The sequence below is a fragment of the Erythrobacter sp. GH1-10 genome, from assembly GCF_045363165.1.
GTDB lineage: Bacteria > Pseudomonadota > Alphaproteobacteria > Sphingomonadales > Sphingomonadaceae > Erythrobacter.
On sequence record NZ_JBJFLP010000001.1, the window covers coordinates 1041814 to 1067339 of the forward strand.

At 63.9% G+C, this 25526-nt stretch carries 23 protein-coding genes; 8 read left to right on the top strand and 15 right to left on the bottom strand.

Annotated features, from left to right (window positions below; all coding sequences use genetic code 11):
- The first annotated feature begins 33 nt into the window (after positions 1 to 33).
- Together ACI5KX_RS05115 and ACI5KX_RS05120 are read left to right on the top strand one after the other, a co-directional pair.
- A complete protein-coding gene (locus ACI5KX_RS05115; protein ID WP_406809597.1) occupies positions 34 to 1320 on the top strand; it encodes a NupC/NupG family nucleoside CNT transporter in 1287 nt (428 codons plus the stop codon).
- Positions 1320 to 1925, top strand: a complete 606-nt coding sequence (locus tag ACI5KX_RS05120) for a CDP-alcohol phosphatidyltransferase family protein (RefSeq protein WP_406809598.1) — start codon at positions 1320 to 1322, stop codon at positions 1923 to 1925. The genes ACI5KX_RS05115 and ACI5KX_RS05120 overlap by 1 nt, the downstream gene beginning before the upstream one ends.
- Here the strand turns inward: ACI5KX_RS05120 and ACI5KX_RS05125 are convergent, their stop codons facing one another.
- Positions 1926 to 2723, bottom strand: coding sequence for a DUF1499 domain-containing protein (locus ACI5KX_RS05125; RefSeq protein WP_406809599.1), 798 nt, complete (start codon positions 2721 to 2723; stop codon positions 1926 to 1928). It lies immediately after the preceding gene.
- 240 nt (positions 2724 to 2963) lie between these two features.
- Between ACI5KX_RS05125 and ACI5KX_RS05130 the strand changes: the two genes are divergently transcribed.
- On the top strand, positions 2964 to 3536 hold the full coding sequence (locus ACI5KX_RS05130; RefSeq protein ID WP_406809600.1) for a plastocyanin/azurin family copper-binding protein: 573 nt from the start codon (positions 2964 to 2966) through the stop codon (positions 3534 to 3536).
- Between the two features lie 104 nt (positions 3537 to 3640).
- Here ACI5KX_RS05130 and hemA read toward each other — a convergent pair whose 3' ends face one another.
- The 14 genes from hemA to bchF are packed head-to-tail and all read right to left on the bottom strand — an operon-like array spanning position 3641 to position 19228.
- Positions 3641 to 4861, bottom strand: coding sequence for a 5-aminolevulinate synthase (gene hemA, locus ACI5KX_RS05135; protein ID WP_406809602.1), 1221 nt, complete (start codon positions 4859 to 4861; stop codon positions 3641 to 3643).
- Positions 4862 to 4885: 24 nt separating this feature from the next.
- Complete coding sequence (puhE, locus tag ACI5KX_RS05140) at positions 4886 to 5689, bottom strand: putative photosynthetic complex assembly protein PuhE (RefSeq protein ID WP_406809603.1); 804 nt, start codon at positions 5687 to 5689, stop codon at positions 4886 to 4888.
- On the bottom strand, positions 5683 to 6771 hold the full coding sequence (gene acsF, locus ACI5KX_RS05145; RefSeq protein WP_406809604.1) for a magnesium-protoporphyrin IX monomethyl ester (oxidative) cyclase: 1089 nt from the start codon (positions 6769 to 6771) through the stop codon (positions 5683 to 5685). The genes puhE and acsF overlap by 7 nt, the downstream gene beginning before the upstream one ends.
- Positions 6768 to 7094: a hypothetical protein gene (locus ACI5KX_RS05150; RefSeq protein WP_406809606.1), complete on the bottom strand. Its 327-nt coding sequence runs from the start codon at positions 7092 to 7094 to the stop codon at positions 6768 to 6770. Before ACI5KX_RS05150 ends, acsF begins: the two co-directional genes overlap by 4 nt.
- Positions 7095 to 7108: 14 nt before the next feature.
- The gene (puhC, locus tag ACI5KX_RS05155) at positions 7109 to 7579 is read right to left on the bottom strand and encodes a photosynthetic complex assembly protein PuhC (protein ID WP_406809607.1); all 471 of its coding nucleotides are present in this window, start codon (positions 7577 to 7579) and stop codon (positions 7109 to 7111) included.
- Positions 7576 to 8301 carry a photosynthetic complex putative assembly protein PuhB gene (gene puhB / locus ACI5KX_RS05160; RefSeq protein ID WP_406809608.1) on the bottom strand — a complete coding sequence of 242 codons (726 nt, stop codon included), beginning with the start codon at positions 8299 to 8301 and terminating at the stop codon, positions 7576 to 7578. The genes puhC and puhB overlap by 4 nt, the downstream gene beginning before the upstream one ends.
- Positions 8298 to 9095 carry a photosynthetic reaction center subunit H gene (gene puhA / locus ACI5KX_RS05165; RefSeq protein ID WP_406809609.1) on the bottom strand — a complete coding sequence of 266 codons (798 nt, stop codon included), beginning with the start codon at positions 9093 to 9095 and terminating at the stop codon, positions 8298 to 8300. Before puhA ends, puhB begins: the two co-directional genes overlap by 4 nt.
- 46 nt (positions 9096 to 9141) lie before the next feature.
- Positions 9142 to 10533 (bottom strand): BCD family MFS transporter, encoded by a 1392-nt coding sequence (locus ACI5KX_RS05170; protein ID WP_406809610.1) that lies wholly within the window; start codon positions 10531 to 10533, stop codon positions 9142 to 9144.
- Between the two features lie 41 nt (positions 10534 to 10574).
- A complete protein-coding gene (gene bchM / locus ACI5KX_RS05175) occupies positions 10575 to 11294 on the bottom strand; it encodes a magnesium protoporphyrin IX methyltransferase (RefSeq protein ID WP_406809611.1) in 720 nt (239 codons plus the stop codon).
- Positions 11294 to 12190: a ferredoxin:protochlorophyllide reductase (ATP-dependent) iron-sulfur ATP-binding protein gene (bchL, locus tag ACI5KX_RS05180; protein WP_406809612.1), complete on the bottom strand. Its 897-nt coding sequence runs from the start codon at positions 12188 to 12190 to the stop codon at positions 11294 to 11296. Before bchL ends, bchM begins: the two co-directional genes overlap by 1 nt.
- A gap of 16 nt (positions 12191 to 12206) precedes the next feature.
- Positions 12207 to 15815: a magnesium chelatase subunit H gene (locus ACI5KX_RS05185; protein WP_406809613.1), complete on the bottom strand. Its 3609-nt coding sequence runs from the start codon at positions 15813 to 15815 to the stop codon at positions 12207 to 12209.
- A complete protein-coding gene (bchB, locus tag ACI5KX_RS05190) occupies positions 15805 to 17373 on the bottom strand; it encodes a ferredoxin:protochlorophyllide reductase (ATP-dependent) subunit B (protein ID WP_406809615.1) in 1569 nt (522 codons plus the stop codon). Before bchB ends, ACI5KX_RS05185 begins: the two co-directional genes overlap by 11 nt.
- Before the next feature lie 5 nt (positions 17374 to 17378).
- On the bottom strand, positions 17379 to 18686 hold the full coding sequence (locus ACI5KX_RS05195; RefSeq protein WP_406809616.1) for a ferredoxin:protochlorophyllide reductase (ATP-dependent) subunit N: 1308 nt from the start codon (positions 18684 to 18686) through the stop codon (positions 17379 to 17381).
- Entirely contained in the window at positions 18683 to 19228 is a 546-nt protein-coding gene (gene bchF / locus ACI5KX_RS05200; RefSeq protein WP_406809617.1) for a 2-vinyl bacteriochlorophyllide hydratase, read from the bottom strand. The genes ACI5KX_RS05195 and bchF overlap by 4 nt, the downstream gene beginning before the upstream one ends.
- A gap of 248 nt (positions 19229 to 19476) precedes the next feature.
- On the opposite strand from bchF, the gene ACI5KX_RS05205 reads away from it, so the two are divergent.
- The 5 genes from ACI5KX_RS05205 to ACI5KX_RS05225 all read left to right on the top strand — a co-directional run bounded on the left by ACI5KX_RS05205 (position 19477) and on the right by ACI5KX_RS05225 (position 25525).
- The gene (locus tag ACI5KX_RS05205; RefSeq protein WP_406809618.1) at positions 19477 to 20388 is read left to right on the top strand and encodes a B12-binding domain-containing protein; all 912 of its coding nucleotides are present in this window, start codon (positions 19477 to 19479) and stop codon (positions 20386 to 20388) included.
- A 13-nt stretch (positions 20389 to 20401) separates the two neighbouring features.
- The gene (ppsR, locus tag ACI5KX_RS05210; protein WP_406809619.1) at positions 20402 to 21820 is read left to right on the top strand and encodes a transcriptional regulator PpsR; all 1419 of its coding nucleotides are present in this window, start codon (positions 20402 to 20404) and stop codon (positions 21818 to 21820) included.
- Between the two features lie 263 nt (positions 21821 to 22083).
- A complete protein-coding gene (chlG, locus tag ACI5KX_RS05215) occupies positions 22084 to 22986 on the top strand; it encodes a chlorophyll synthase ChlG (protein ID WP_406809620.1) in 903 nt (300 codons plus the stop codon).
- The gene (locus ACI5KX_RS05220; RefSeq protein WP_406809621.1) at positions 22986 to 24332 is read left to right on the top strand and encodes a BCD family MFS transporter; all 1347 of its coding nucleotides are present in this window, start codon (positions 22986 to 22988) and stop codon (positions 24330 to 24332) included. The genes chlG and ACI5KX_RS05220 overlap by 1 nt, the downstream gene beginning before the upstream one ends.
- Complete coding sequence (locus tag ACI5KX_RS05225) at positions 24329 to 25525, top strand: geranylgeranyl diphosphate reductase (protein ID WP_406809622.1); 1197 nt, start codon at positions 24329 to 24331, stop codon at positions 25523 to 25525. Before ACI5KX_RS05220 ends, ACI5KX_RS05225 begins: the two co-directional genes overlap by 4 nt.
- Position 25526: the final 1 nt, after the last annotated feature.

The following is a 25526-nucleotide window of genomic DNA, read 5'->3' on the forward strand; positions in this document are numbered from 1 at the left end:
CAGCGCCGCTCCGGGCGCAGTCGGGGGATCGCATTGGAACTGTTCGACCAGTTGCGCGGGATAGCAGGAATTGCCGTGCTGCTCGTCATTGCATGGGGATTGAGCGAGGATCGCGGCGCGCGGCCCAGTTGGCGCTGGATCGCCGGTGCGATCGCGTTGCAGGGGCTGCTCGCCTTGCTGATCGTGCGCGTGCCCTTCGTGTGGGACATAGTGACGCTTGCCAATGAGGGCGTTGCGGCGATCGAGCGCGCGACGCTTGACGGATCGTCCTACATGTTCGGCTATCTCGGGGGCGCGCCGTTGCCGTTCGAGCTCAAAGACGGCGTCGATCCACCGCTTATCATCGCGTTCCAGATCCTGCCGCTGGTGATCGTGTTTTCCGCACTTGCCGCGCTGCTGTGGCACTGGGGCGTGCTGCGATGGCTCGTGAACGGCTTGTCGTTCCTCTTGCGCAAATCGCTTGGCGTGAGCGGCGTCGTCGGCCTGTCCGGGGGCGCGAACATGTTTCTTGGCGTGGTCGAGAGCCCGCTGGTGGTACGCGCCTATTTCCTGCGCATGAGCCGCGCCGAGCTGTTCCAGGTCATGGTGCTCGCGATGGCGACGATCTCCGGCGCGATCCTTATCCTCTACGCGACTACGCTGCGCGAAACCGTGCCCGATGCGGTGGGACACATGATCTCCGCCTCTCTGGTGTCGCTACCGGCTGCGTTGCTGATCGCGAAGCTGATGGTGCCGGGAAAGGCCGAGGATGCCGCGACCGAAACCGATGGAAAAGACGACGAGCCGGGGCTCAAATACGAGAGCAGTATCGACGCGATCGTGAAGGGCACGATGGACGGGATGCAGCTGTTCCTCGCGGTGATCGCGGTGATCATCGTGGTCTTTGCGCTGGTTTCTCTGACCGACCAGGTGCTGGCGCTGTTGCCACTGGTCGGAGACGAGCCGCTGACGCTGAAACGCATATTCGGCTGGCTGTTTGCGCCGGTGATGTGGCTGATCGGCGTTCCGTGGGCCGAGGCGCAGGCCGCAGGGGGCCTGATGGGGACCAAGGCGATCCTCAACGAATATGTCGCCTATCTCGAGCTCGCCGCGCTTCCCGACGGCACGCTTGGTCCGCGCAGCCTGCTGATCGTAACCTATGCGCTGTGCGGCGTGGCCAACCTCGCCAGCGTCGGCCTGCTGGTCTCGACAATCGGCACGCTCTGTCCTGAACGCCGCGCCGAGGCCGCTGGGCTTGGCATCCGCAGCTGGATCGCAGGCAATCTGGCCACTGCAATGACCGGCGCGTGGATCGGGCTGGTGACGTTCGGGGTGGCCTGATGCTCGACGCAAAGCTTCGACCTCTCATCGATCCGCCGCTTGGCCTTCTGGGCCGCGCGCTGGCGGGGATCGGGATCAGCGCGAACATACTGACGCTCGGGGGGCTTGCGCTCGGTCTGGGCGGGGCAGTGGCCGTCGCTTTCGGGGAACTGTGGCTGGGACTCGCGCTCATTCTCGCCAATCGGCTCCTTGATGGCCTGGATGGGGCCGTCGCCCGGGTGCGCGGGCCGACACAATTGGGCGGATATTTCGACATTGTCGCCGATTTCGCCTTTTACGTTTCGGTTCCGCTGGGCTTTGGCATCCTCGCGAGCGAAAACACGCTTCCCGCTCTCGTCCTGGTCGCGAGCTTTGTGCTTACCGGAGTGAGCTTCCTCGCCTTCGCGGTCATTGCCGCCGAGCGTGGCGAGAGCACCGAGGCGCATGGCACAAAAAGCTTCTTCTATTCGACCGGCCTCGCCGAAGGCACCGAGACCATCGCGGTGTTCGTGGCGATGTGCGTGTTTCCGGCGTGGTTCGGCGCCATCGCCTATGGCTACGCCGCTCTGTGCGTGCTCACCGTGTTCCAGCGCAGCGCGCTGGCTGTCATGCAATTCAGGGCGTGATCAACGCTGGCCGATCTGCTTGGCGACCTGATCGCGCAATTCGGCAATCCGTTTGGCGTTGGCGCCGAGATCGCTGCGACCGACACGGCTGACCGAGCGGAAGTCGATCTCGTTCTCGCCGATCCGGGCGACGACATCGTCCTTGAACCCGAACCAAAACGTCTCCGCTACGCCTTCGACGCGGCCCGCTTCGTTATCCGCGCGAATGTCGGTGAAGCCCATTTCGCCCATCGCCGCCGCGACCGCCGCGACCGCGTCTTCCTTGCTCGCTCCGCCCAGTGGCAGTGGTGAGAGCTTCGCATAGGTATCGTTGATGATCTGCGCGTGAGACTTGATCGCGAGCTCCGGCGGGCTGTTCTTGTATGCTTCGAGTTCGCCCAGCGGAGTCTGATAATCGTTCAGCGGGTTGGCGCCGAAATCCTCGCGCGCCGCCACTGTCGCAGCTGAGAATTCGGGCGGGTTGGCGGTGTCCGTTGCGACGTCGTGAATCGGGTTCTCCGCGGCGGTGGTGCCGACCGAAGACAGCATGCCGAGAATGCCCAGCGGAACGGCGAGACCGATGGCGGGCAGAATCCAGCCCTGACGAGGTTTCTTCCAAAGGGCCATGACCAGCAGGATCAGAGACACAAGGGCGACGAGGCCCAGCACGATCGGCCCGCCCCCGATGACCAGCGTTCCCAGACCGGTCTGCCAGCTCCAGATACCGAACTTCGTACCGAGCGCTGCGGTGGCAAAATAGAGCGGCAGGAACAGCAGCAGCCCGCCGACGAGCTTGGTTTTCCAGGACATGTTTTTCATGGGCGCTTGTTAAGCCTGGCTTTGCGGCTTGGCAATGAAGACCTTGCCCGAGACCTGCGGTGAGGCTGCCCGCACAAACGCAAAAATTGTTGGGAAACCCTTTCCGGCTCGTGCGTTGAGGGGGCGTGGAAAGCGCGGGAAGGGCGGGAGGAGAACCGTGCCGAACCAGAGCTTTCAACGCTGAATGAAGTGGTTTAGGTCCCGTCGTGGGATCTTCGAGCAAGACAGAGGATTACTGATATGAAGCGTACTTATCTGATGGGCGCAACTGTGCTCGCAAGTGCATTGACCCTCGCCGCATGCGGCGGCCGGACCGACGGCGACACCGCCCCGGCGCCGGCAGAAGAGGAAACCGCCACTGCGCCGGCTGAAACCGAAGAAGCGCCGGCCGAAGCCGCAGCGCCGGAAGTCGAGCCGAACGGCACCGTCATCGAAATCCAGATGCTCACCCGCGATCCGGACGATCCCAGCGGCCTGCAGGTTTTCAAGCCGCGCCTCGTCACCGCCAAGGTTGGCGACACGGTCAAGTTCGTCCCGACCGATCCGACCCACCAGTCGTCGTCGATCGACGGCATGGTCCCCGAAGGCGTCCAGGGCTGGCGCGGTGAGATCAACAAGGAAGTTTCTTACGTCCTGCCGAAACCGGGCGTCTACGGCTACCAGTGCGTGCCGCACTATGCAGCGGGCATGATCGGCCTGATCATCGTTGAAGGCGAAGGCATGGAAGACAATGTCGAAGCCGCCAAGGCAGTGACCCACCCGGGTCTCGCCGGTCGCGAATTCACCGAGATCTTCGAAGAAGCCGGCCTCTAAGAGCCGATTTCAAGCTGACACGAAAAAGGGCGGTGTGGGAAACCACGCCGCCCTTTCTCTTGGTCGATTCGAGCCTGCGCTTAAGCCACGCAAGACGGATGGGATCAGGCCGCTGCCGACATCCGCGCCAGTTCGCATTGCGACCAGATTTCGCTCAAGGCGTTGATCAGCCGTGTGATATCGCCGTCGTCGTGGACCGGCGAAGGGGTCAGGCGCAGCCGCTCGGTCCCGACCGGAACGGTGGGGTAGTTGATCGGCTGCACATAGATGCCGTGATTGTCCATCAGCCAGTCGCTGATCATTTTGCACTTCTTCGCATCACCGACCATCACCGGGATGATGTGGCTCGGATTGTCGAGGTGCGGGATGCCCATGATGTCGAGACTGCGCCGGACCTGCTTGACGCGTTCCTTCTGCAGGTCGCGTTCGGCGTTGCTTTCCTTGAGATGCCGGATGCTCGCGGCTGCGCCCGCGGCGACAGCCGGAGGCAGCGCGGTCGAGAAAATGAAGCCGCTGGCAAAGCTGCGGACGAAATCGACCAGGTTGGCCGAAGCGGCGATATAGCCGCCCATCACGCCGAACGCCTTGCCCAGCGTCCCCTCTATCACGGTGATCCGGTCCATCAGACCTTCCTGTTCGGCAATGCCGCCGCCGCGCGGGCCATAGAGGCCGACGGCGTGGACCTCGTCGATATAGCTCATCGCGCCGTGCTTCTCGCAAACGTCGAGGATCTCTGCGATCGGGGCGATGTCGCCGTCCATCGAATAGACGCTCTCGAAAGCGACCAGCTTGGGCACATCTGGTCCGAATTCGGACAGCATCCGGTCGAGGTCTTCCGGATCGTTATGCTTCCAGATCTTGTAGGGGGCGCGGCTGTGGCGGATCCCTTCGATCATCGAGGCATGGTTGAGCGCGTCTGAGAACACCACGCAGCCCGGGATCTTGGCTGCGAGCGTCCCCAGACCCGCCCAGTTCGATACGTATCCGCTGGTGAACAGCAGCGCGGCTTCCTTGCCGTGCAGGTCGGCGAGCTCGCGCTCCAGCAATACGTGATGGTGATTGGTGCCCGAAATGTTGCGCGTGCCGCCTGCACCCGCGCCGCATTCATCGAGGCATTCGTGCATCGCTTCGAGCACCTTGGGATGCTGGCCCATGCCGAGATAGTCGTTCGAGCACCACACGGTGACCGCCTGCGTCTCTTCGTCGATGAAGCGCGTGGCGTGCGGGAACTTGCCCCGGTGCCGTTTGATATCGGTGAACACCCGATACCGACCATCTTCGCGAACGGTGTCCAGCTCGCTTGCGAAATAGGCTTCGAAGTCCATGACGTTTCCCTCTGTTGTCATCTCTTATGTTCTCGAATTCGTGTCGTTGCGCACCGCCACGGCGCGTTTCGGAAGGGCCCAGCCCCACAGCATTCCGTCGCGGAACGGCAGAGCCAGGAAAAGGTGCTCGAGCACGCCGAGCAGGCATAATGTCGTCAGCAGGCTCGCCCCGACCATCTCGGCGCTTCCGACCGGTGCGGCGAGTGCGAGCGATCCGAACCATCCCGCCACCGATGCGATGGCAGCGATCGACACCGCCAGCAGCAAAGTCATCCTGTTCGCCCCGAAATAGGTCTTGAGATAGGCGAGGTGCGCGGGGAGCATTTCGGCGGTCGAATTGGGCACGCCGACATACATGTTGATCTTGGCGGTCAGGCGCAGGCCGAATAGCAGCACGAACACCGTCGCGCCGATCTGGTTAGGCGCGTTCCAGGACAGCGAGATCAGCAGAAGCGCAGTAAGCGCCAGCGCGACCTCGTGATGGATCACGGTCGCGCTCGCCTGGGCGAAACGGCGCGCTCCCGTTAGCCCTTCCTCGGCGGGAATGCGGCGCGGTCCTGCTGCGGCTCCGGTGAGGAAGCCGATCTCGTGCCAGCCCCACACCATCAAGGCACCGCCGAAGGCAAGATAGACCCCCCAGAGCGAAGCCGATTGCGAGGCGATCAGAATCGCGATGAGCCCTGCGATGCCGAAGGCTCCGCCGATCAGGATACTGCGCGAAAAGGTCGCGCGGTCGCGATTGTCGGCCCAGGCAATCAGCCCGGTCGCGACAAACCAGATCGCAACCGTCACGATGAACGGCACAATATGGCCGCTCCAGCTTACCATGCGGGCTGGAGCCTGATCGATTGCGGCAGCGTGTTGGGCTTGGTGCGATGGAAGTACATCTTGGCGAAGTTCCAGCCCGCACCGGCCATGCCGCTGACGCGCTTGGCAAAGCCACCGATGCCGCCCTGTGCCTTTCCGTCTTCGATACGGAGTGCGGCCTGGCGCAGCGCTTCCATATTGGCGCGGAATTTCGGACTGTCGATGTCGAGCTCGACCGGGAAGACCTGGCGGCTGATCTGGTTGCAGACCTCGAACACCTTGTAATCGTATTCGGTCGGATCGAGGCCGAGTGCCTTGTGGAACACCGGACGGGCGTGATCGCGCACATACATCGTGGCGTAGACCGAAAGCAGGAAGAACCGGATCCACAGCTTGTTGTGGCCCTTCAGCAGTTTGGGATCGGCGTGCATCAGCATCGCGAAGGCTTCGCCGTGGCGGAACTCGTCGTTGCACCATTCTTCGAACCAGTCGAAGATCGGGTGGAACTTGTTCTGCGGGTTTGCCGCGAGGTGCCTGTAGATCGTGATGTAGCGCGCGTAGCCGATCTTCTCCGACAGGTAGACCGCGTACCAGATGAATTTCGGTTTGAAGTAGGTGTACTTCTTTGTCTTGGTCAGGAAGCCGAGATCGACCCCGATGCCGGCGTCTTTCAGGCTTTCATTGATGAAGCCCGCATGACGGCTTTCGTCGCGAGCGAGCAGCTTGAACAGCTGCTTCACGTCCGGGTTCTTCGTGCGCCGGGCGATTTCTGCATAGAGCACGCAGCCGGAAAATTCCGACGTCATCGAGCTGACCATGAAGTCGGTGAATTCGGCCCGCAGTTCGGGCTCGAGGTTTTCGATGATCCCTTCAAACGTGCCCTTGTTGCGGAAGTGCTTCTTGTTCGGATCTCCGACCATGTCCGCGATCAACTGGTCCCACTCCTCGCGCACCAGCGAGACGTCGATTGCGTCAAGCGCGTCGAAATCGGTGGTGTAGAAGCGCGGGGTCAGGATGGTGTCTTGGGTGGCGAGGGCCATCGCCTCGTCGCTGGTCATGATCTTGCCGCCGTGGGCGGCATTTATTTTCGCCGGTGCGTTCATTTGATCCTCCCGGGATTGAAGCTGACCTCGTAGAGTTCCTTGAGGTCGAAATATGCGGCCAGACGGGTCGCGGCGCGGGTCAGGGGACCGGCGCGCGTTACCGTGGCATCGCGTTCGAACGTGGCGCTGTGGCCGAACGGCACCGATATCGGTGCGCCGTGAACGCGGACCTTGTCCCCCGGCTGCAATTCGATATCGCCCTCAAGCTCGACGTGAGCGTGGAAATGATCCGGACTCTGTTCGACCAGAATTCTGCAGGCCGTATCGAACTGCCTTGCATTCGTCTGGATGCCCGGTGGCATGGTTTGTGCGCTGGATCCCATCAACGCTTCTCCTCTTATTTCAACATGGCGGCGAAAACCGCGCGGTTATCGGCACCGAAAGATGCCAGTTCGATCGACTTGTCCGTGGTGGTGTCGCGCAGCGAGAGCGCGCCGTTGTCCCACGCGATCAGTTCGAAGGGAGTGGCGCGACCGATGCCTCTGATCCGCCGTTCATGGACCAGGCTGCGGACGCTCGAGCGGACGAAGCCGCCGGTTGCCGGTGCGAAGCTCGCAATGACCTCGCCGCTTGCCGCATCCTCGACCCGGACGGTGCCGTCCGCCTCGTCGTAGAATTGGATGCTGCGCGTTGCGGTGGACATCACGCCTTCCTGCGCGCGAACCTCGCTCGGCACTGCCGCGCGGTCGACATAGCCAAACGCAACCACCGATGTCAGCGCGAGCGAAATCGCAACCACGCCGCCCATCATCATGATCGGCACCTTGTGGATTGCAAATTCGTCCTCTTCGTATTCACGTACGATCATGCCGGCGCTCCCCTGAGACCACGATCGGCCAACTCGCCCGCCTTGGCCGGACGGGGGGCAGGGCCGTTCTCCTGCTTGCCCGTTTCGGCTGTGCGATCCTTGATCTCGGTCAAATTCTGCTCGATCCGGTTGAATGCGCTGCAGGCATCGGCGAGTTGCTTCGCAACGCCTTCGGCATCGGGGATCGCGCGCAGCATCGGTTGCGGCATCGCGAACTTCCAGGGGCGCACATGCGGCCACAGCAGCACGTAACCGAGCAGTCGATCGCCATTAAGTTCGAGCGCGATGTCGCCATGTCCCTTGCCGCGCGGTTTCAGATGCGCCGCCTGGACATGTTTGAGCGGCACGTTGATCCGCGTTTCGATCGCCATGCCGATCCGCATGATCAGCCGCTCGTTGGTCAGGATGTAGAGCGTGCTGCGCGCGCTGAGCCAGGCAAGGCCTTGCAGCACCGCGAGGCCGAGGACGCCGAGTACAGCACAGACGATCGCGCCGGCGGCGTTACCGAAGGCGAGCGCCAGCCCGATGAGGACGACGAAATAGATCGCCACGCTCCAGCTGTGGAAGGCGGTGCGCGCCAGCAGCGACCGGTCCGGGCGCCCTTTCCACAATACCTTCTCGTCCGGGGCAGGTGTACCCATCGGATCACCGTCGGCTGCCGGTCCATGTCCGGCAACGTCCGGGTGATCCAGCTCTGGCAGCTCGTGGAGGTCGTTACTCACAGGAACGGCTCACCGCGGTCGGCCGTGGCGTACATGTAGCCACCGCCGAAATAGGCCATGATCTGGTCTTCCTCGAGACGGGTAATCTGGCCTGCGGTCTTGACCTGCGGCACATCCTCGAACTGCTCCGAGGTGATCGCGTCGATTTCGACCTCGTCGGGGCCATCCGGAAGGATACCGGTCAGGAGCCCTTTGCCGTGCACGACGGCGACCGTCATCGGTGCGAGCACCTTGGTTCCGGTGTTGGTCGTCACTTCGAGATAGCGGATCAGGTGTTCGGCCTGGTCGACCCAGATATCGCTCACCTTGCCGACGACCTTCTTGTCGGCTGCGACCACCGGCCAGCCAACGATGTTCGGATCATTGGGCGCGATCTCGATCTCGTGGCTGTCTGCGATTGGGACGATGCGCGGTTTGCCGTCGAAAGTCAGGTCCGGATAATCCTTCCGGTTGGCCCAGGCTGCCGGGCCGAGGCCGTCTTTCATCGCATTGCCGGTCGGCACATAGGGTGCCCCGCCGGCTCCGAACGAACGGACCGCCGGAATTTCGACTGGATCGCGCGGCACGTCTTCGGGGACATAGGTGCCCCGACCGTTCGGCAGCTGGAATTCCTTCTTCTCGAAGTCGAACAGCTTCGGTGTCTCGACCTTTCCGGTCCACTCATCCTCGAGCGGATAGCCTTCGCGGCGGCTCTCTCGATTGAGGTAGATCACCAGCCCGATGAAGAAGACGAAGAAGCTCAGGAAAGCGAGTTCGGCGACGTCGAACGTCCCGACAATGTATGTGTTGTTCATGTCACATTCCTCTCAGTACTTGTGCGGCTAAGAACGGCGGCCGCATTCATGTCGGGAACTCGCGCAGGCCGAACGGCTGGCCGGCGCCTTCCCCCAATTCGTTGGCAGATCTGCGAGCGCGGCCGACAAGCGGTCCGATCGCGGCGAGGCCTGCAAGAAGCAGCAGGATTTCGATGACGTAGACGGTGGTGTAGCCGGTCGCGCGGGTGGCGGTGACGGCGCTTGCATCACCGCTCATGGCAATCGCGGCGACGGTATCGCGCAGCGCTCCGCCGAGCGCGATGCCGGCCCCGGCGCAGGTCGCCTGAACCGCGCCCCACGCGCCTAGCGCGAGGCCCGCCGTCGCATTCTCGGCGAGGTTCATGGCTTCGATCAGCGTGCCGACCGAAAACAGGCCGAGCCCGACGCCGATCAGCGTAGCGCCGATGAACAGCATCGACGGCGAAGCGAAGGGCGCAGCGAAAACGATGACCAGGAATGCGGTGACGCCGAGGACGAGGCCGATCCCGGCAATGCGCAGCGGATCGCCGCCGCGCCCGAGCATCCGGCCCGACCACATGAAGCCAAGCAAGGCGCCGAAAGCCCACGCTCCGGTGAGACCGGTCGTGGCACCCACCGAAAGGCCCAGCACTTCGCCGCCATACGGTTCGAGCAGCGCATCCTGCATCGCAAAGCCAGCGGCGCCGATGCCGATCGCGATCAGCAACCGCGCGTTGCGCCCGTCGCGCACGAAGGCATTCCAAAGCTCGCGGAAATCGGGTGTTTCGCGGTCGGGCGCGGTCGCCGCGACATTGCGCGCTTCCTGCTTCCACAGCGCGGTGAGGTTAAGCACCATTGTGAGCACGGCAGCGCCCTGGATGACCTGCACCAGCCGGGTCGGGCTGAAGTCGATCAGCAAACCGCCGATCACGAAGGCGGCGAACATCATGCCGACCAGCAGCATCACGTAGAGCAGCGCGACCGCGCGCGGGCGCTTATCTTCGGGTGCAAGATCGGTGGCGAGCGCGAGGCCCGCCGTCTGCGTCACATGGAAACCCGCCCCGGTGAGCAGGAAGGATGCGGCCGCCGCGATCACGGCAAGATTGAAGGTCTCGGCCTCGTCGAACAACAGCAGCGCGAAAGGCATGATCGCGAGGCCGCCGAACTGCATAATCGTACCGAACCATATGTAGGGCACGCGTTTCCAGCCGAGGAAGGAGCGGTGCGTGTCGGACTTGTGTCCGATCAACGCCCGGAAGGGAGCGACGAGAAGGGGTACGGCAATGAGCAGCGCGACAATCCAGGCGGGCGTGCCGAGCTCGACGATCATCACGCGGTTGAGTGTGCCGTTCAGCAGCACCATCGCCATCCCGACACTCACCTGGAACAACGAGAGACGCAGCAGCCGCCCGAGCGGCAAGTCGGTGCTTGCCGCGTCCGCGAATGGCATCAGGGCCATTGCGAACTCCGCGAAGGAGGAAGGAGGGCGGGGCGCAGTGCTCATCCGCGCCTTACCAGTTCGAGTGCCTGCGAGGTGTAGAAACCGCTCGAAACGCGCTTCGTGCGGCCGATCGACCAATCGCGCAGCTCGCCGAGACGGGCGCGCAGTTCATCCTCGGCGACGGGCACGATCGCGGGAGAGCGGTTGCCCTTCGGAAAGGCCTTCCCGATCGTGTGCATCGCGCCCAGCAGACGTGTCAGCGGGGCAAAGGTGAACAGGATGGTTTCCGAGGTCCGCTCGCCGATCTGCTCGATCGCGTCGACAAGATCTTCGGGCGAGTAGTGGATCAGCGAATCCATCGCGACGGTGTGGGCAAAGCTCCCGAGCGCAGGATCGAGCATGTCGCCTGCCAGCCAGTCGATCCGGCCATGGCCGATGAAGCCCGGCGTGCGTTCGCGCGCCACTTCGATCAGGCCGCCTGCGACATCCACTCCGGTGACTTCGGCACCGCGATAGGCCGCGCCGATCGCCAGCGCCCCGGTACCGCATCCGGCATCGAGGATACGGGTGCGCCGAAGGTCTGTGGGCAGCCAGTCGAGCAGCGTCGAGCGCATTTCGTCACGGCCCGCGCGCACGGTGGCGCGGATGCCGCTGACCTTGGCGTCCGAGGTCAGGTCGATCCACGCCTGTCTGGCGGTGGAGTCGAAATAGGTCGCGAGCGCCTCGCGGCGGGAATCGAAACCGGTTTGCGCCAATCTGCTGTCTGGATGTGTAGCCATCACTCGAACCCCAGGAAGTCGAAGATGTCGCGGTCCTTCATCGGCTGTGCGGTCGACGGCTCGACCCCGGCCCAGAGCATCGCGGCGAGGCGGAGATATTCGTCCTGTGCGGCGACGACTTCGGGATCGTCACCCATTTCGAACAAGGTGCATTTCTTGAGACGGCTGCGACGGATCGCATCGACGTCCTTGAAGTGCGCGAGGCGTTCCATCCCGATGCGGTCGCAGAAGCGATCGATCTCGTCGGTTTCGCGGCTGCGATTGGCGACCACGCCGGCGAGGCGGACGTCGTAGTTCTTCGACTTCGCACCGATTGCGGCGACGATCCGGTTCATCGCGAAGATGCTGTCGAAATCGTTGGCGGCGACCACCAGTGCGCGCTCTGCGTGTTGCAGCGGGGCGGCGAACCCGCCGCACACCACGTCTCCCAGGACATCGAAAATCACGACGTCGGTATCTTCGAGCAGGTGGTGCTGTTTCAGGAGCTTGACCGTCTGGCCGACGACATAGCCGCCGCAGCCGGTGCCCGCCGGCGGGCCGCCGGCCTCGACGCACATCACGCCGTTGTAGCCTTCGAACATATAGTCTTCGGGCCGCAGCTCTTCGCTATGGAATTCAACCGTTTCGAGCACGTCGATGACAGTCGGCATCAGCTTCTTGGTAAGCGTAAAGGTGCTGTCGTGCTTGGGATCGCAGCCGATCTGGAGCACCCGGTGGCCGAGCTTCGAGAACGCAGCGGACAGGTTCGACGAGGTGGTCGATTTGCCGATCCCGCCCTTGCCGTAGACCGCGAAGACCTTTGCGCCCTTGATCGCGTCGCGCGGGTCGAGCTGGACCTGCACCGAGCCTTCGCCGTCTGGCGGGCTGAAGCTGGATTTGGGGCTGTGGAGGTTCATAGACTAATCCCTTGTCTCATTCGGCGGCAAAGACGCCTTCGAGGCGGTCTTCGAGTTCGTCGTTTGCTTCGCGCAGCGCAGCCAGCGTGGCCTCGTCGGGCTCCCACAGCTGGCGATCGCAGGCTTCAAGCAGGCGGTTTGCGACGCGTGCGGAGCTCTTCGGATTGAGCTCGGCAAGACGGCGGCGCATCTCTTCGTCGAGGACGAAGGTTTCGGAAATTTTCTGGTAGACCCATGGCTGGACCTGACCGGTGGTGGCCGACCAGCCGAGTGTGTTGGTCACGTGCATTTCGATGTGCCGCACGCCTTCGAAACCGTGGTCGAGCATGCCTTCGAACCATTTCGGATTGAGCGTGCGGGTGCGGGTTTCGAGGTCGATTTGCTCGGCGAGGGTGCGGACCTTGGCGTTCCCGCGGGTCGCATCGAGGATATAGACTGGCGCCTCGGCTCCCTTGGCCCTCGCGACCGAGCGGCTGACCCCGCCGAGTCCGTCGACATACTGGTCGAGATCGGTGATCCCGACTTCGACGCTCTCGAGGTTTTGATAGGTAAATTCGACGTCTCGAAGCGCGCTCTGGAGCAGCTCGCGTTGCTGCACGGGAGTGCCGCTGACGCCGTAGGCGAAGCCTTTGTTGATCTCGAACGCGTTGGCGAGTTCGTCCGGATCGGCCCAGACGCCGCCATCGATCATCTGGTTGACGTTCGCGCCGTAGGCACCTTCCTGGTTGGAGAACACTCGCAGCGCGGCGGTTTCGAGTTCGCAGCCATGCGCCTGTTGGTGGGCGAGGCTGTGCTTGCGGACGAAATTGGTTTCGAGCGGTTCGTCGGCCTGGCTTGCCAGCAGCGCGGCTTCGGCGAGCATGCGGGTTTGCAGCGGCAGGAGGTCGCGGAAGATGCCCGAAAGCGTCATCACCACGTCGATACGCGGGCGGCCCAGTTCTTCGAGCGGGATCAGTTCGGCCCCGCACAGGCGGCCGTAGCTGTCGCGCCGTGGCTTGGCGCCCATCAGCGTCATCGCCTGCGCGATCTGGACGCCTTCGGTCTTCATGTTGTCGGTGCCCCACAGCACCATCGCGATGCTTTCGGGGAAGGGCTGTCCGCTCTCAACGTGGCGCGAGATCAACCGCTCGGCTTGGTCGCGGCCCTGCATGCAGGCATAGGCGCTCGGGATGCGGAACGGGTCGAACCCGTGGATGTTTCGGCCCGTGGGCAGCACATCGTGATTGGCGACGATGTCTCCGCCCGGGGCAGGCTGGACGTAGCCGCCATCGAGCGCGTGGATCAGCGAGCCGAGTTCGTCGCTGGCATCGAGTTTGGCAGCGAGCTCGTCTCGCTCGGTATCTTCCGAGGCTTCCACCATGGCATCGAGCATGTCCTCGCGCTCGGCACCCGCCGGATTGCGCCCGAGCACGTGAAGGCCATGCGGGATCAGGGTCGCTTCGAGTTCGTAGAGGCGGCCGGTCAGATCTTCGATGTCGCCGCATTCGATATCGAGTGCCTCGCACTCATCGCGGATGATCGCTTCGAGGTCGGCGCGCTCGCTCGTTTCGCTCGTCATCCGCCAGCGCTCGACGCTCGCCTTGAGCTCCGAAAGGCCCTTATAAAGCCCGGCCTGTGCCAGCGGCGGAGTCATGTAGCTGACCAGCGTCGCGGCCGACCGGCGCTTGGCCAGCATGCCCTCGGTCGGATTGTTGGCAGCGTAGAGGTAATAGTTGGGCAGGTTGCCAATCAGCCGGTCGGGCCAGCAATCGCCGGTCATGCCAGTCTGCTTGCCGGGCATGAACTCGAGCGCGCCGTGGGTGCCGAAATGCAGCACCGAATGCGCGCCGAAGTTCTCGCGAATCCAGCGATAGAAAGCACTGAAGGCATGGGTCGGAGCAAAGTTGCCTTCGAACAGCAGCCGCATCGGATCGCCTTCGTACCCGAAGGCGGGCTGGATGCCGACGAAGACATTGCCGAAATGCGCGCCGAGGACCTGGATGTGGCCGCCATCGCTTTGCTGCTTGCCCGGGGCAGGACCCCACTGCGCTTCGATCTCGGCGAGATGCGGTTCGCGGCGCACATGCTCGTCGGCAGGAATGCGCGCGGCGACATTGGCGTCGGCACCGAATTGCTCGGCGTTACCGGTCAGGATCGCCTCGCGGAGGGAATCAACGCTGTTGGGAAGGTCGACATCGTATCCTTCGGCTGCGAGCCGCTGGAGCGTTGCGAAAAGAGATTCATACACCGCCAGGAACGCCGCCGTGCCGGTCGCGCCGGCATTGGGCGGGAAGTTGAACAGCACCACCGCGAGCTTGCGGGCCGCGCGTTCGCTGCGGCGCAGTTCGATCAGTTTGCCGACGCGTGCGGCGAGCGCCTCGGCGCGTTCGGGGCAGCCCTGCATCGGGCGGAGGTGATCGGATTTCGGCTTTTCGCAGCGACGCTCGCAACCTTCGCACACCGCGCCTTCACCCGCACGGCCTCCGAATACGCTGGGCACAGTAGAGCCGTCGAGTTCGGGCAGCGCGACCATCATCGTCGCTTCGAGCGGCAATAGCCCCTGCGGGCGGGCGCGCCATTCCTCGATCGTCTGGAATTCGATCGCGTGGGCGGCGAGATAGGGCACGTCGAGATCGGCCAGCACTTCGCGCGCCGCCTCGGCATCGTTGTAGGCCGGGCCGCCGACCAGCGAGAAGCCCGTGAGATTGACGATCGCATCCACGGTGGGATTGCCGTCGCGGTCCTTGAAGAATGCATCGATCGCGGGGCGCGCATCGAGTCCGCTTGCGAAAACGGGAACGACCTTCATCCCGGCGGCTTCGAAGGCTGCGATTGCGCCGTCATAGTGCCCGCTGTCGTGGCCGAGCAGGTAGGAGCGCAGCAGGATCAAACCGACCGTGCCGTTTTCGCCCTTGGAGCGTGGAAGCACGCGCAGGCTTTCCGAAATGCGCTGCTTGCTGCGGGGATGGTAGACGCCGGTTTCGGGATATTCGAGCGGGGCGTCGGCCCTGGTGATGCCGCGGCGCCCCGCGCGCTCGCCAGAGGCATAGCGATCGATCAGCGAGCGGACCATCGCGATCACGTTCTCGTCCGATCCGGCGAGCCAGTATTGCAAGGTGAGGAAATACGCCCGCACATCCTGCGCGGTGCCGGGGATGAAACGCAGGATCTTCGGAAGACGGCGCAGCATCTTCATCTGCCCGGCGCCCGAGCTTGCGCCCTGTTTCTTCGACCCGCGAAGCTTCTTGAGCAGCGCCAGCGGACCTTTCGCGGGCGCATCCATGCGGTAGCCGCCCATCCGGGTAAGTTTCACGACCTCGCCGGCCGACATCAGGCACACCATCGCGTCGCAATTTTCGCGGCGTTCCTCGAGCGTTGGCAGGATCGCGCGGCAATGATCGTCGAGGAACAGCATCGTCGCGATCACGATGTCGGCGTTGGCGATGGCCTCCTTGGTCCGATCGAGCGCTTCGGCATCGCGGTCCCAATCGGCTGCCGCGTGAAGGCTGAGCTCGATGTTTTCGCTTCGCAGGACATCGCCTGCCCGTTCGACCGCGCCCTTCAGATGGTTGTCGAGCGTGACGATCACGGCCCGGACGGGAGCGCGGCGGTGCGCCACGATCGAGGCGTTGCCCTTACCGGGCATAGTGGGCTTTCGCGTCGTAGAGCGTGTCGAGATCGATTTCCGCGCGGCCCTGATCGAGCGCAAAGGCTTCGGTGTTCCGACGCGCCTTGCCGCGGACGAAGAACGGGATCTTCTTGAGCTCTTTCTCGGCCTCGGCGGTCCAGATGCTCTCCGGATTGACTGGGAGCACCGGTTCTTCGGGCACCTCGGCATCGATCGCGGGCGCGCGTCGTTGATTGTTCTTGGGTGCGTGCGCCGCGTGATGCGACGGGCCGTTCTCGTCGGAGAATTCGAAATCCTCGCGGAACATGGTGAGCAGGTGCTCTTCGAGCCCCATCACCAACGGGTGGACCCAGGTGTCGAAGATCACGTTCGCGCCTTCGAAACCCATTTGCGGCGAATGCCTTGCCGGGAAGTCCTGGACATGCACCGGAGCGGAAATCACTGCGCAGGGCATGCCCAGCCGCTTCGCGATGTGGCGCTCCATCTGGGTGCCGAGCACCATTTCCGGCGCGGCTTCGATGATCGCTTCCTCGACCGCGAGGTGATCGTCGGTGATCAGCGGTTCGACGCCGTAGAGCTTCGCCGCCTCGCGCACGTCTCGGGCGAATTCGCGATTGTAGCAGCCGAGTCCGCACACTTCGAAGCCGAGCTCTTCATGCGCGATCCGCGCGGCGGCCACGGCATGCGTTGCATCGCCGAAGATGAAGACCCGTTTGCCGGTGAGATAGGTCGAATCGACGCTGCGGCTCCACCATGGGAGCCGGGAATGGGTGTCGCCGAGGGCAGGCGTGGGATCTGCACCTGCCAACTCGGCGACGTCGGTAATGAAAGCACGTGTGGCCCCCACACCGATTGGGATTGAGCGGACCGTCGGCTGCTTGAACGTGCGTTCGAGCCAGCGGGCCGCTTCATCTGCAATTTCGGGATAAAGAACGATGTTGAAATCGGCCGCGCCGATCCGGGTGATGTCCCGCGGGGTCGCGTCCAGCGGCGCGACGAGGTTCACTTCGACGCCCAGCGTGTCGAGGATCTTGCGAATCTCGACGAGGTCGTCGCGGTGGCGAAAGCCGAGCGCGGTCGGGCCGAGGATGTTGGCGCGCGCTTTGCGGCCTTCCCGTGGTCCCGGTGCCAAATCCTTGTCGGCCAGCGTGCGGACGATCTGGTAAAACGTCTCCGCCGCACCCCAGTTTTCCTTGCGCTGGTAGCTCGGCAGTTCGAGCGGGATCGCGGGGCAGGGCAGGTCCATCGCTTCGGAAAGCCCGCCCGGATCGTCCTGGATCAGCTCCGCCGTGCACGATGCACCGACGATGATTGCCTGCGGTTTGAACCGCTCGACCGCTTCGCGCGCAGCGGTCTGGAACAGTTCGGCGGTGTCCTTGCCGAGGTCGCGCGCTTCGAAAGTGGTGTAGGTTACAGGCGGACGCTTCCCGCGCCGTTCGATCATCGTGAACAGCAGGTCGGCATAGGTGTCGCCCTGCGGCGCGTGCAGGACATAGTGGAGCTTGTCCATCGCGGTCGCGATGCGCATTGCCCCGACATGCGGTGGGCCTTCATATGTCCAGACCGACAACTGCATTGCGCCTACACCTCCAGCACGTCGCGACGCCGCAGCGGCCGCGCAAAGAGTTCGGCAAGATCACCGGCCTGGTCGAAACCGTGAATCGGCGAGAAGACGAGCTCGATCGCCCACTTGGTGGAAAACCCCTCGGATTCGAGCGGATTGGCGAGACCGAGGCCGCAGACGGTAAGGTCGGGCTTGTCTTCGCGCACGCGGTCGAGCTGCTTGTCGACATGCTGGCCCTCGCTGATCCGCGCGGAGGGCGGGATCAGGTCGAGTTCCTGCGCGCAGTGCGAGCGGTGCAGGTAGGGCGTCCCCACTTCGACGGGGATCATGTCGAGCTCGGTCGCAAGGAAGCGCGCAAGCGGCACTTCGAGCTGCGAGTCCGGCAGGAAAGTGATGCGCTTGCCCTCGAGCTTGGCGCGCGAATGTTCGATCGCGCGTTTGGCGCGTTCGCGGCCCGGCGCGATCACGCGGTTGAAGTGCATTTCATCGACGCCGAATGCATCGGCGGCAGCCTTGAGCCAATTGGTCGTCCCTTCGGCTCCGAAGGGGAACAGGGCGTCGAGCCGTTTTGCTCCCCGGCGCTCGAGAGCCATCGCCGTGTCGGCGAGGAAAGGCTGGGCGAGCAGATAGCGCGTGTTCGGTCCTACCGATGGAAGATCGCGGGCATTGCGCGCGGGCAGGCAGCCGACCCGCTCGATGCCGAGCTGGTCGAACAGGCGCAGGAACTGGTCCTCGACGATGTCGGGAAGCGACCCGACGACCAGCAGCTCTTGCGGCGCGTCCTCCGCCAAAGCAGGCATTTCCGGCACCAGCGCGGCAAGGCAAGCGTCTTCGCCCTGGGTAAAGGTCGTCTCGATCCCGCTGCCCGAATAATTCAGGATGCGAACCTGCGGCATGTGCCGCGCGCCCAAACGCTCGGCGGCCTTGGCAAGGTCGAGCTTGATGACTTCGGAAGGGCACGAGCCGACCAGGAACAGCGTCTTGATGTCGGGGCGGCGCGCAAGCAGGCGGTCGACCACGCGGTCGAGCTCGTCCTGGCAATCGACCATGCCCGCAAGATCGCGCTCTTCCATGATTGCGGTGGCGAAGCGCGGCTCGGCGAAGATCATCACCCCCGCCGCGCTTTGCAGCAGGTGCGCGCATGTGCGCGAGCCGACGACGAGGAAGAAAGCGTCCTGCATCTTGCGGTGCAGCCAGACGATGCCGGTGAGCCCGCAGAAGACCTCGCGCTGGCCCCGCTCGCGCAGGACCGGGCGCTGCGCCTTGGCCTCCGGAGCGTCGCAGCCGGGGAGGGGCGTGGCCGTCAGGGTGTCGGGCGGGCTCATGCGGGCACCGCAGCGGGTGCAGCGCCCTGCAGGCGCGCCATGCGCAGCTTCCACAGGAACTGAGCGGCGTTGATGACATAGGCGGTGTAGGCGGCGAGTGCGACCAGCATGCGCTGTTCCACCGATCCGACCGCGCCCAGCAGCATCACGAGATAGAGCGTGTGCAATGCCAGCACGAGCATCGAGAAAACGTCTTCCCAGAAGAATGCCGGGGCGAACAGCCAGCGCCCGAACACGACCTTCTCCCAGATCGAGCCGGTGATCATGATCGTGTAGAGCACCAGAGTCTTGAGGACGATCGACATGTCCGCAGCAAAGGCGCCTTCGCCGGTTGTCATGTAACGGATTACGAGTGCGAGACTGACGAGGAAGACGAGGAACTGGAGCGGAGCGAGAACGCCTTGAACCAGGGTCCAGACCGACTCGTCTCTCCGCCGCCGCTCTTCTTGCGAATAGAGCGCCCCCTTGTTCCCTTGCCTATCACTTGCCCGCGCCTTTGAGGCGGTGGGTGCGACCGGGGATGCTTGATCCTTCCGAGTCATCTCTGTGGCGATTGCCTTTCCCTCTAGACTCGATGATTACGCCATTTACACACAGAGTGTCAATCCAAGTGGACGTCTTGTTGACTTGACAACTTTTCACGAAAAATCGAGCGCGTTTGCTCATCGAACCAAAACCGCGTACACGGGATTCGCTGGCGGGATAGGAGTCGGAATCCATTCGACCTCACCAGCAGCGACGCGATCCGCGCCGTTCCCGGCATTGTGGACCGGGAGACTGGGAGGATCAGATGGCAGGAACCAAGGGAACAGGCGTAATTGGCGCCGGTTCTGCCGCTCTGCGAAATATCATGATAAATCCGCTGGGGCGCTGGAAGGCATCGGCCGAGGCCGGTCCGAACAGTCCCGGAGCGACCGAAAGCGATTCGATCAACTCGATCATCGAGGGGGAAATCATTCCGCGACTGCTGATGGCACATTCGACCGGACGCGCTTCGGTCGCATCGATCCGCGGCAGCGAAATCGACCCCTCCGACGCAAGCCGCTTCGCTTCGCTTCCGCTGAAGCTCGAAGCCGCAAACCTGCTGGAGGAAGTGGATAACTTTCTCGATGCCGGAGTGAGCGTCGAGGCGATCTATCTCGACCTGCTGGCCCCCGCCGCACGCCGCCTCGGCGAAATGTGGGAATCCGATGAATGCGATTTCATCGACGTGACCATGGGCCTGTGGCGCCTGCAGGAAGTGATGCGGGAAATCGCCGCGCGCGTGCCGACTTCGCTGAGCGAGGAATCGCGATCGCGCGGAAGCGTCCTGTTCGCCGCCATGCCTGGCGACCAGCACACATTCGGAGCCCTGATGCTCGATGAAGTCTTCGCCCGGGCAGGTTGGGACAGCGAGGCGATCGCCCGGCCGGAACGCCGTGAATTGCTGGACCGGCTGGCTTACAAGTTCTTCGATGTCGCAGGATTGACCATCTCTCGCGACTGCCCTAGCGCCGCCATCTCGAACCTGATCAAGGCGATGCGTAGCGTTTCGGCCAATCCGAATATTTCGATTATCATTGGCGGGAGGGTGGTCAACGAAGACCCCTCGCTCGTCGCAACAGTAGGAGCCGATGGGACCGGCGCCGACGCACGTGCTGCACTTGAGGAGGCCGAAAGTCTGGTCGCCTCTGCGCCGGTGCGGGCGCAAATTATGCGTTAAACCGGGACCCTAAATGCTCACACGTAAGCACAGTATCGAAGGCAAGAATCCGTTCGATAAAGCGGCGGAACTCTTCGACACTCTCGATGCCGATTCCGCGATGAAACTGGCCATGGTTGCCGGAGACGTCACGCTTGTGCTCGACGATACCGGAACCATCCTCGATGCGGCCTTCGACCCCAACGATTTCCCCGAGTTCGATGACTGGGTAGGGACCAACTGGATCGAGACGGTAACCGAGGAAAGTCGCCCTAAAATCATGGAGATGCTCGCCGCCGCGCGCCGCGGCGAGGTGCAGCATTGGCGGCAGGTCAACCACCCTGCGCGCGATGGCATCGTGCCGATCCGCTACGCTGTTCTGAGCGTCAATGGCGGCGAACACCGTATCGCTTTCGGCCGCGACTTGCGCGAAGCCGGCAAGCTGCAACAACGGCTGCTGCAGGTCCAGCAATCGCTCGAACGCGATTATCTGCGCATGCGCCAGCTCGAGGCGCGTTACCGCATGCTGTTCGAGCTTTCGTCGGAAGCGGTCATGGTCGTGGAAGCGCAGACCCTCCGGATCCGCGAGGCCAATCCGGCCGCGCACTCGCTCACCGGAACGCGGCTCGGCGGTCTGCAGGGCAAGAAACTGCCGGCGGTTGTGGAAAAAAGCTCGCGCGATGCGCTGCAGGTGCTGGCGGGCTCCGCCATGGCATCGGCTTCGGTTACGCCGATCGAAATCACCCTGTCCAAGGGCTCACGACAGGTCACCGTTGCGATCAGCGGGTTCACCCAGGATCGCGGGCAATTCCTGCTGCTGCGCCTGTCGCCGCTGGACGACGAGGCGAAGGAAGTGTCCTCGCCGCTGCTCGATCTCATCGACCGGATGCCCGATGCCTTCGTCATGGCCGACGCCAATCTGGAAATTGTCGGCGCGAACCAGTCCTTCGTCGAACTGGCCCAGGCGGCGAGTGCGGACCAGGTGCGCGGGCGTCACCTTTCCGAATATGTCGGGCGGCCCGGTATCGATCTCGACCTGATCGAGGGGCAGATCGACCAGCACGGCGCGGCGCGCAACGTCAGCACCGTTATCCGCGCCGGGCATGAACTCGAAGGCGAGCCGGTGGAGCTTTCGGCGGTGCGCAGCGGGGGTGATGATTCACTCTATGCCTTCGTTATCCGCCCGATCGGCCGCCGCCTGCGCGACCTGCCGCCGGGTTCGGAAGACCTGCCGCGTTCGGTCGAGCAACTCACCGATCTCGTCGGGCGCATGTCGCTCAAGGATATCGTGCGCGAATCGACCGATCTGATCGAACGCCTCTGCATCGAGGCGGCGCTATCCTACACCTCCGATAACCGTGCATCGGCGGCGGAAATCCTCGGACTCTCGCGGCAGAGCCTGTATTCGAAGCTGCATCGCTACGGCCTCGGCAATCTGACCGATTCCGACTGAGCGCAGCCGCGATCGGCGCTGGAAACAGTGCGGACCCCGAACGACACATAAACGCAGTTGAAAGCGTCAGAAACGCGCTTGGCGCATGCTGAGCGGTTTCGAACCGTCCGGCGAGTTGACACTTGTGTCAAACCCGCGGCTGTCACCCGGATTTACCGGCCAAGTCCCGACACACAGCCCGAATCGGCCCGGATTCGAACATTCGCGGAGAATAAGTGTCAAAACAAATTGACGCCTAGAGTTGTCAAGCATAGCCTCTCCCCATGGAGAGGTCCGCAATTTCGACTCGCCCCGCGCCGGTTCCGGCAGCAAGGGACGTCGTCCGGCTTCTCAAACCCATCACCTGGTTCCCGCCGATGTGGGCCTTCATGTGCGGTGCCGTGTCGTCCGGCGTGGGGATGGATGGCCGCTGGTGGTATGTGCTCGGTGGAATTCTGCTCGCCGGACCGCTGGTTTGCGGCACGAGCCAGGCGGTCAATGACTGGTTCGACCGGCATGTCGATGCGATCAACGAACCCGACCGGCCGATCCCGTCGGGGCGCATCGCGGGACGCTGGGGACTGTATATCGCGCTGATCGGCACGGCGATTTCTGCCGCTGTTGCATGGGCGCTGGGCATCTGGGTATTCATCGCAGCGCTGGTCGGACTCGCGCTGGCATGGGGATATTCCGCCCCGCCTTTCCGCTTCAAGACCAGCGGCTGGACCGGACCCGCCGTGGTCGGCCTCACCTATGAAGGGCTGAGCTGGTTCACTGGCGCGGCCGTGATGCTCGGCTCCCTGCCGCGCACCGAAGTGCTGGTGGTGCTGGTGCTATACAGCCTCGGCGCGCACGGCATCATGACCCTGAACGATTTCAAGGCGGTCGAGGGAGACCGCGAGACCGGCCTCAAATCGCTGCCCGTGACGATGGGAGTGACGGGCGCGGCGCGGTTCGCCTGCGCAGTGATGGCACTCGCGCAGGTCGCGGTGATCGCACTCCTTATCCTGTGGGGCCACATCATCTCGGCTGGCATCGTCGGCGCGGTGCTCGCCGCGCAATTCGCCGCCATGCCCAAGCTGCTGCGCGATCCCAAGCAATACGCCCCGTGGTACAACGCCGTCGGCGTGACGCTCTACGTGCTCGGCATGCTTGGCTCGGCTTTTGGGCTGGGAGGCTACATCTAATGGCGAGCCGGGGATCGGACATCGCGGGGCTCGGCTGGGTTTCGATCATCCGGATCGGGCTGGTCCAGGCGTCGATTGGCGCGATGGTGGTCTTGCCGACGACCGTACTCAACCGCCTGATGGTGGTCGAATACGCGCTCCTCGCTGCCATCCCCGCAGGCCTTGTCGCGTGGCATTATGCAGTGCAGCTGACCCGGCCGCTGTGGGGCCAGATTTCGGACAAGGGGCGCAAGCGGACGCCGTGGATCCTGTGCGGCATTGCGGTGCTGGCTGCCGGGGTGCTGCTCGCCGCCCGCGCTACGCCGGTCATGGCGAATGATTTTGCAACCGGTTTCGGCCTGGCCGTGCTCGCATACACGTTAATCGGTGTGGGCGTGGGGATGGGCGGCACGTCGGCGCTTGCCTTGCTGGCGTCGGGCGTCGCGCCGCAAAGGCGTGCGGCGGCGGCGGCGACCACGTGGATCATGATGGTTGCCGGGATCGTCGCCTCGGCAATCGTCGTAGGCAAGCTGCTGGACCCCTATTCGCCGGAGCGGCTGCTTGCAATCGCGTCCGGGCTTGCCGCCGCGACCATTACCCTGTGCGCGCTCGCCACCTTCCGGCTGGAGCGCGGACATGTCCAGTTCGAGGAAACCCGCAAGGACGAACCTGCACCCGATTTCCGCGCGGCCATCGCCGAGATATGGAGCGAGACGGCGGCGCGGCGCTTCACCGTTTTCATCTTCGTCTCGATGATGGCGTTCAGCATGCAGGACCTGATCCTCGAGCCGTTTGCGGGTCTCGTCTACGGCATGACACCGGGGGAATCGACCCAGCTTGGCGGCCAGCATCAGGGCGGGATCCTGCTCGGCATGATCGTTGCGGGTGTCGGCGGCAGCGCGTTCAAGGGGCGGCTGACGTCGAACCTGAGGGCGTGGATTGCGGGCGGATGCCTGCTGTCGGCGCTGGCGCTGTCGGTGCTGGCGATCTCGGCGATGGTCGGACCGGGTTGGCCGATCGGACCGAATGTCTTCGTGCTCGGATTCGGCAACGGTGTCTTCGCGGTCGCTGCGATCGGCGCCATGATGGGTCTGGCCGGAGCGGGTGCAAAAACGCGCGAAGGCGTGCGTATGGGTGTGTGGGGCGCGGCGCAGGCAATTGCATTCGGGCTAGGTGGATTGCTGGGCGCGGTCGGAGTGGATGCCGCACGCCGCGTACTCGGCCACGATGGCAGCGCATTCCAGCTGATTTTCGCAGTCGAGGCTTCGTTGTTCGTGCTCGCGGCGGTTCTCGCCGTGCGCGCGACGCGGGCCGCGCCGACCCTCGGCGATGAAATGGGGGCAGGGGAGAAAGAGGTGTTCGCATGAACGAGACAATCTATGACGCCGTAGTCGTTGGCGGGGGCCCGTGCGGCGCCACCGCGGCGACCGATCTTGCGCTGGCAGGCCACTCGGTGCTGCTGATGGAGCGCGGCGGGCGGATCAAGCCCTGCGGCGGGGCGGTGCCCCCGCGGATGCTGGAGGATTTCGACATTCCGCAAAGCCTTCTGGTCGCGCGTGCCCGGTGTGCCCGGATGATCGCGCCGTCGGGCCGGGCGGTGGACATGCCGGTCGGCGAGATCGGCTATGTCGGCATGGTCGACCGCGACGAGTTCGACGAATGGCTGCGCGAGCGCGCCCGCATGTCCGGGGCCGAGCGCCTGACCGGCGTGTTCGAAAAGGTCGAGCGTGACGAGCACCGGCACCCGATCGTCACCTTCCGGCGCGAGCGCGGCGGCGAGATCGAGCGGGTCCGCGCGCGCTGCATCATCGGTGCCGACGGGGCACGGTCGGCGGTCGCCAAGCAATGCCTGCCGGGTGCCGAGCGCGTGCCCTGTGTCTTTGCCTATCACGAGATCATCAAATCCCCGGACAACGACACCGACGCGTTCGACGGTTCGCGCTGCGATGTCTTCTACCAGGGCAAGCTCTCGCCCGATTTCTACGCCTGGGTGTTTCCGCACGGCGAAACCGCGAGCATCGGCGTGGGCAGCGCGAACAAGGGTTTCTCGCTGCGCGGTGCGGTGTCGCAGATGCGCAGCGACCTCGATCTTACCCGCTGCGAGACCGTCCGCCGCGAAGGCGCGCCAATCCCGCTCAAACCGCTCAAGCGCTGGGACAACGGCGCGGATGTGATCGTCGCCGGCGACGCTGCCGGAATCGTCGCCCCGGCCTCGGGTGAAGGCATTTATTACGCGATGACCGGCGGGCGCTATGTCGCCGATGCCGCCAGCGCGTTTCTCAAGACCGGCGAGGCCAAGGCGCTTCGAACGGCGCGCAAACGCTTCATGAAGGACCACGGACGGGTGTTCTGGATCCTCGGGATGATGCAGTATTTCTGGTACTCGTCGGACAAGCGCCGCGAGCGGTTCGTGACGATGTGCGACGACAAGGACGTGCAGCAGCTCACGTGGCAGGCCTATATGAACAAGAAGCTGGTGCGCAAAAAGCCGATGGCGCATGTCAAAATCTTCTTGAAAGATTGCGCGCACCTCTTGGGAATGCGTCCTGCAACGCGCTAAG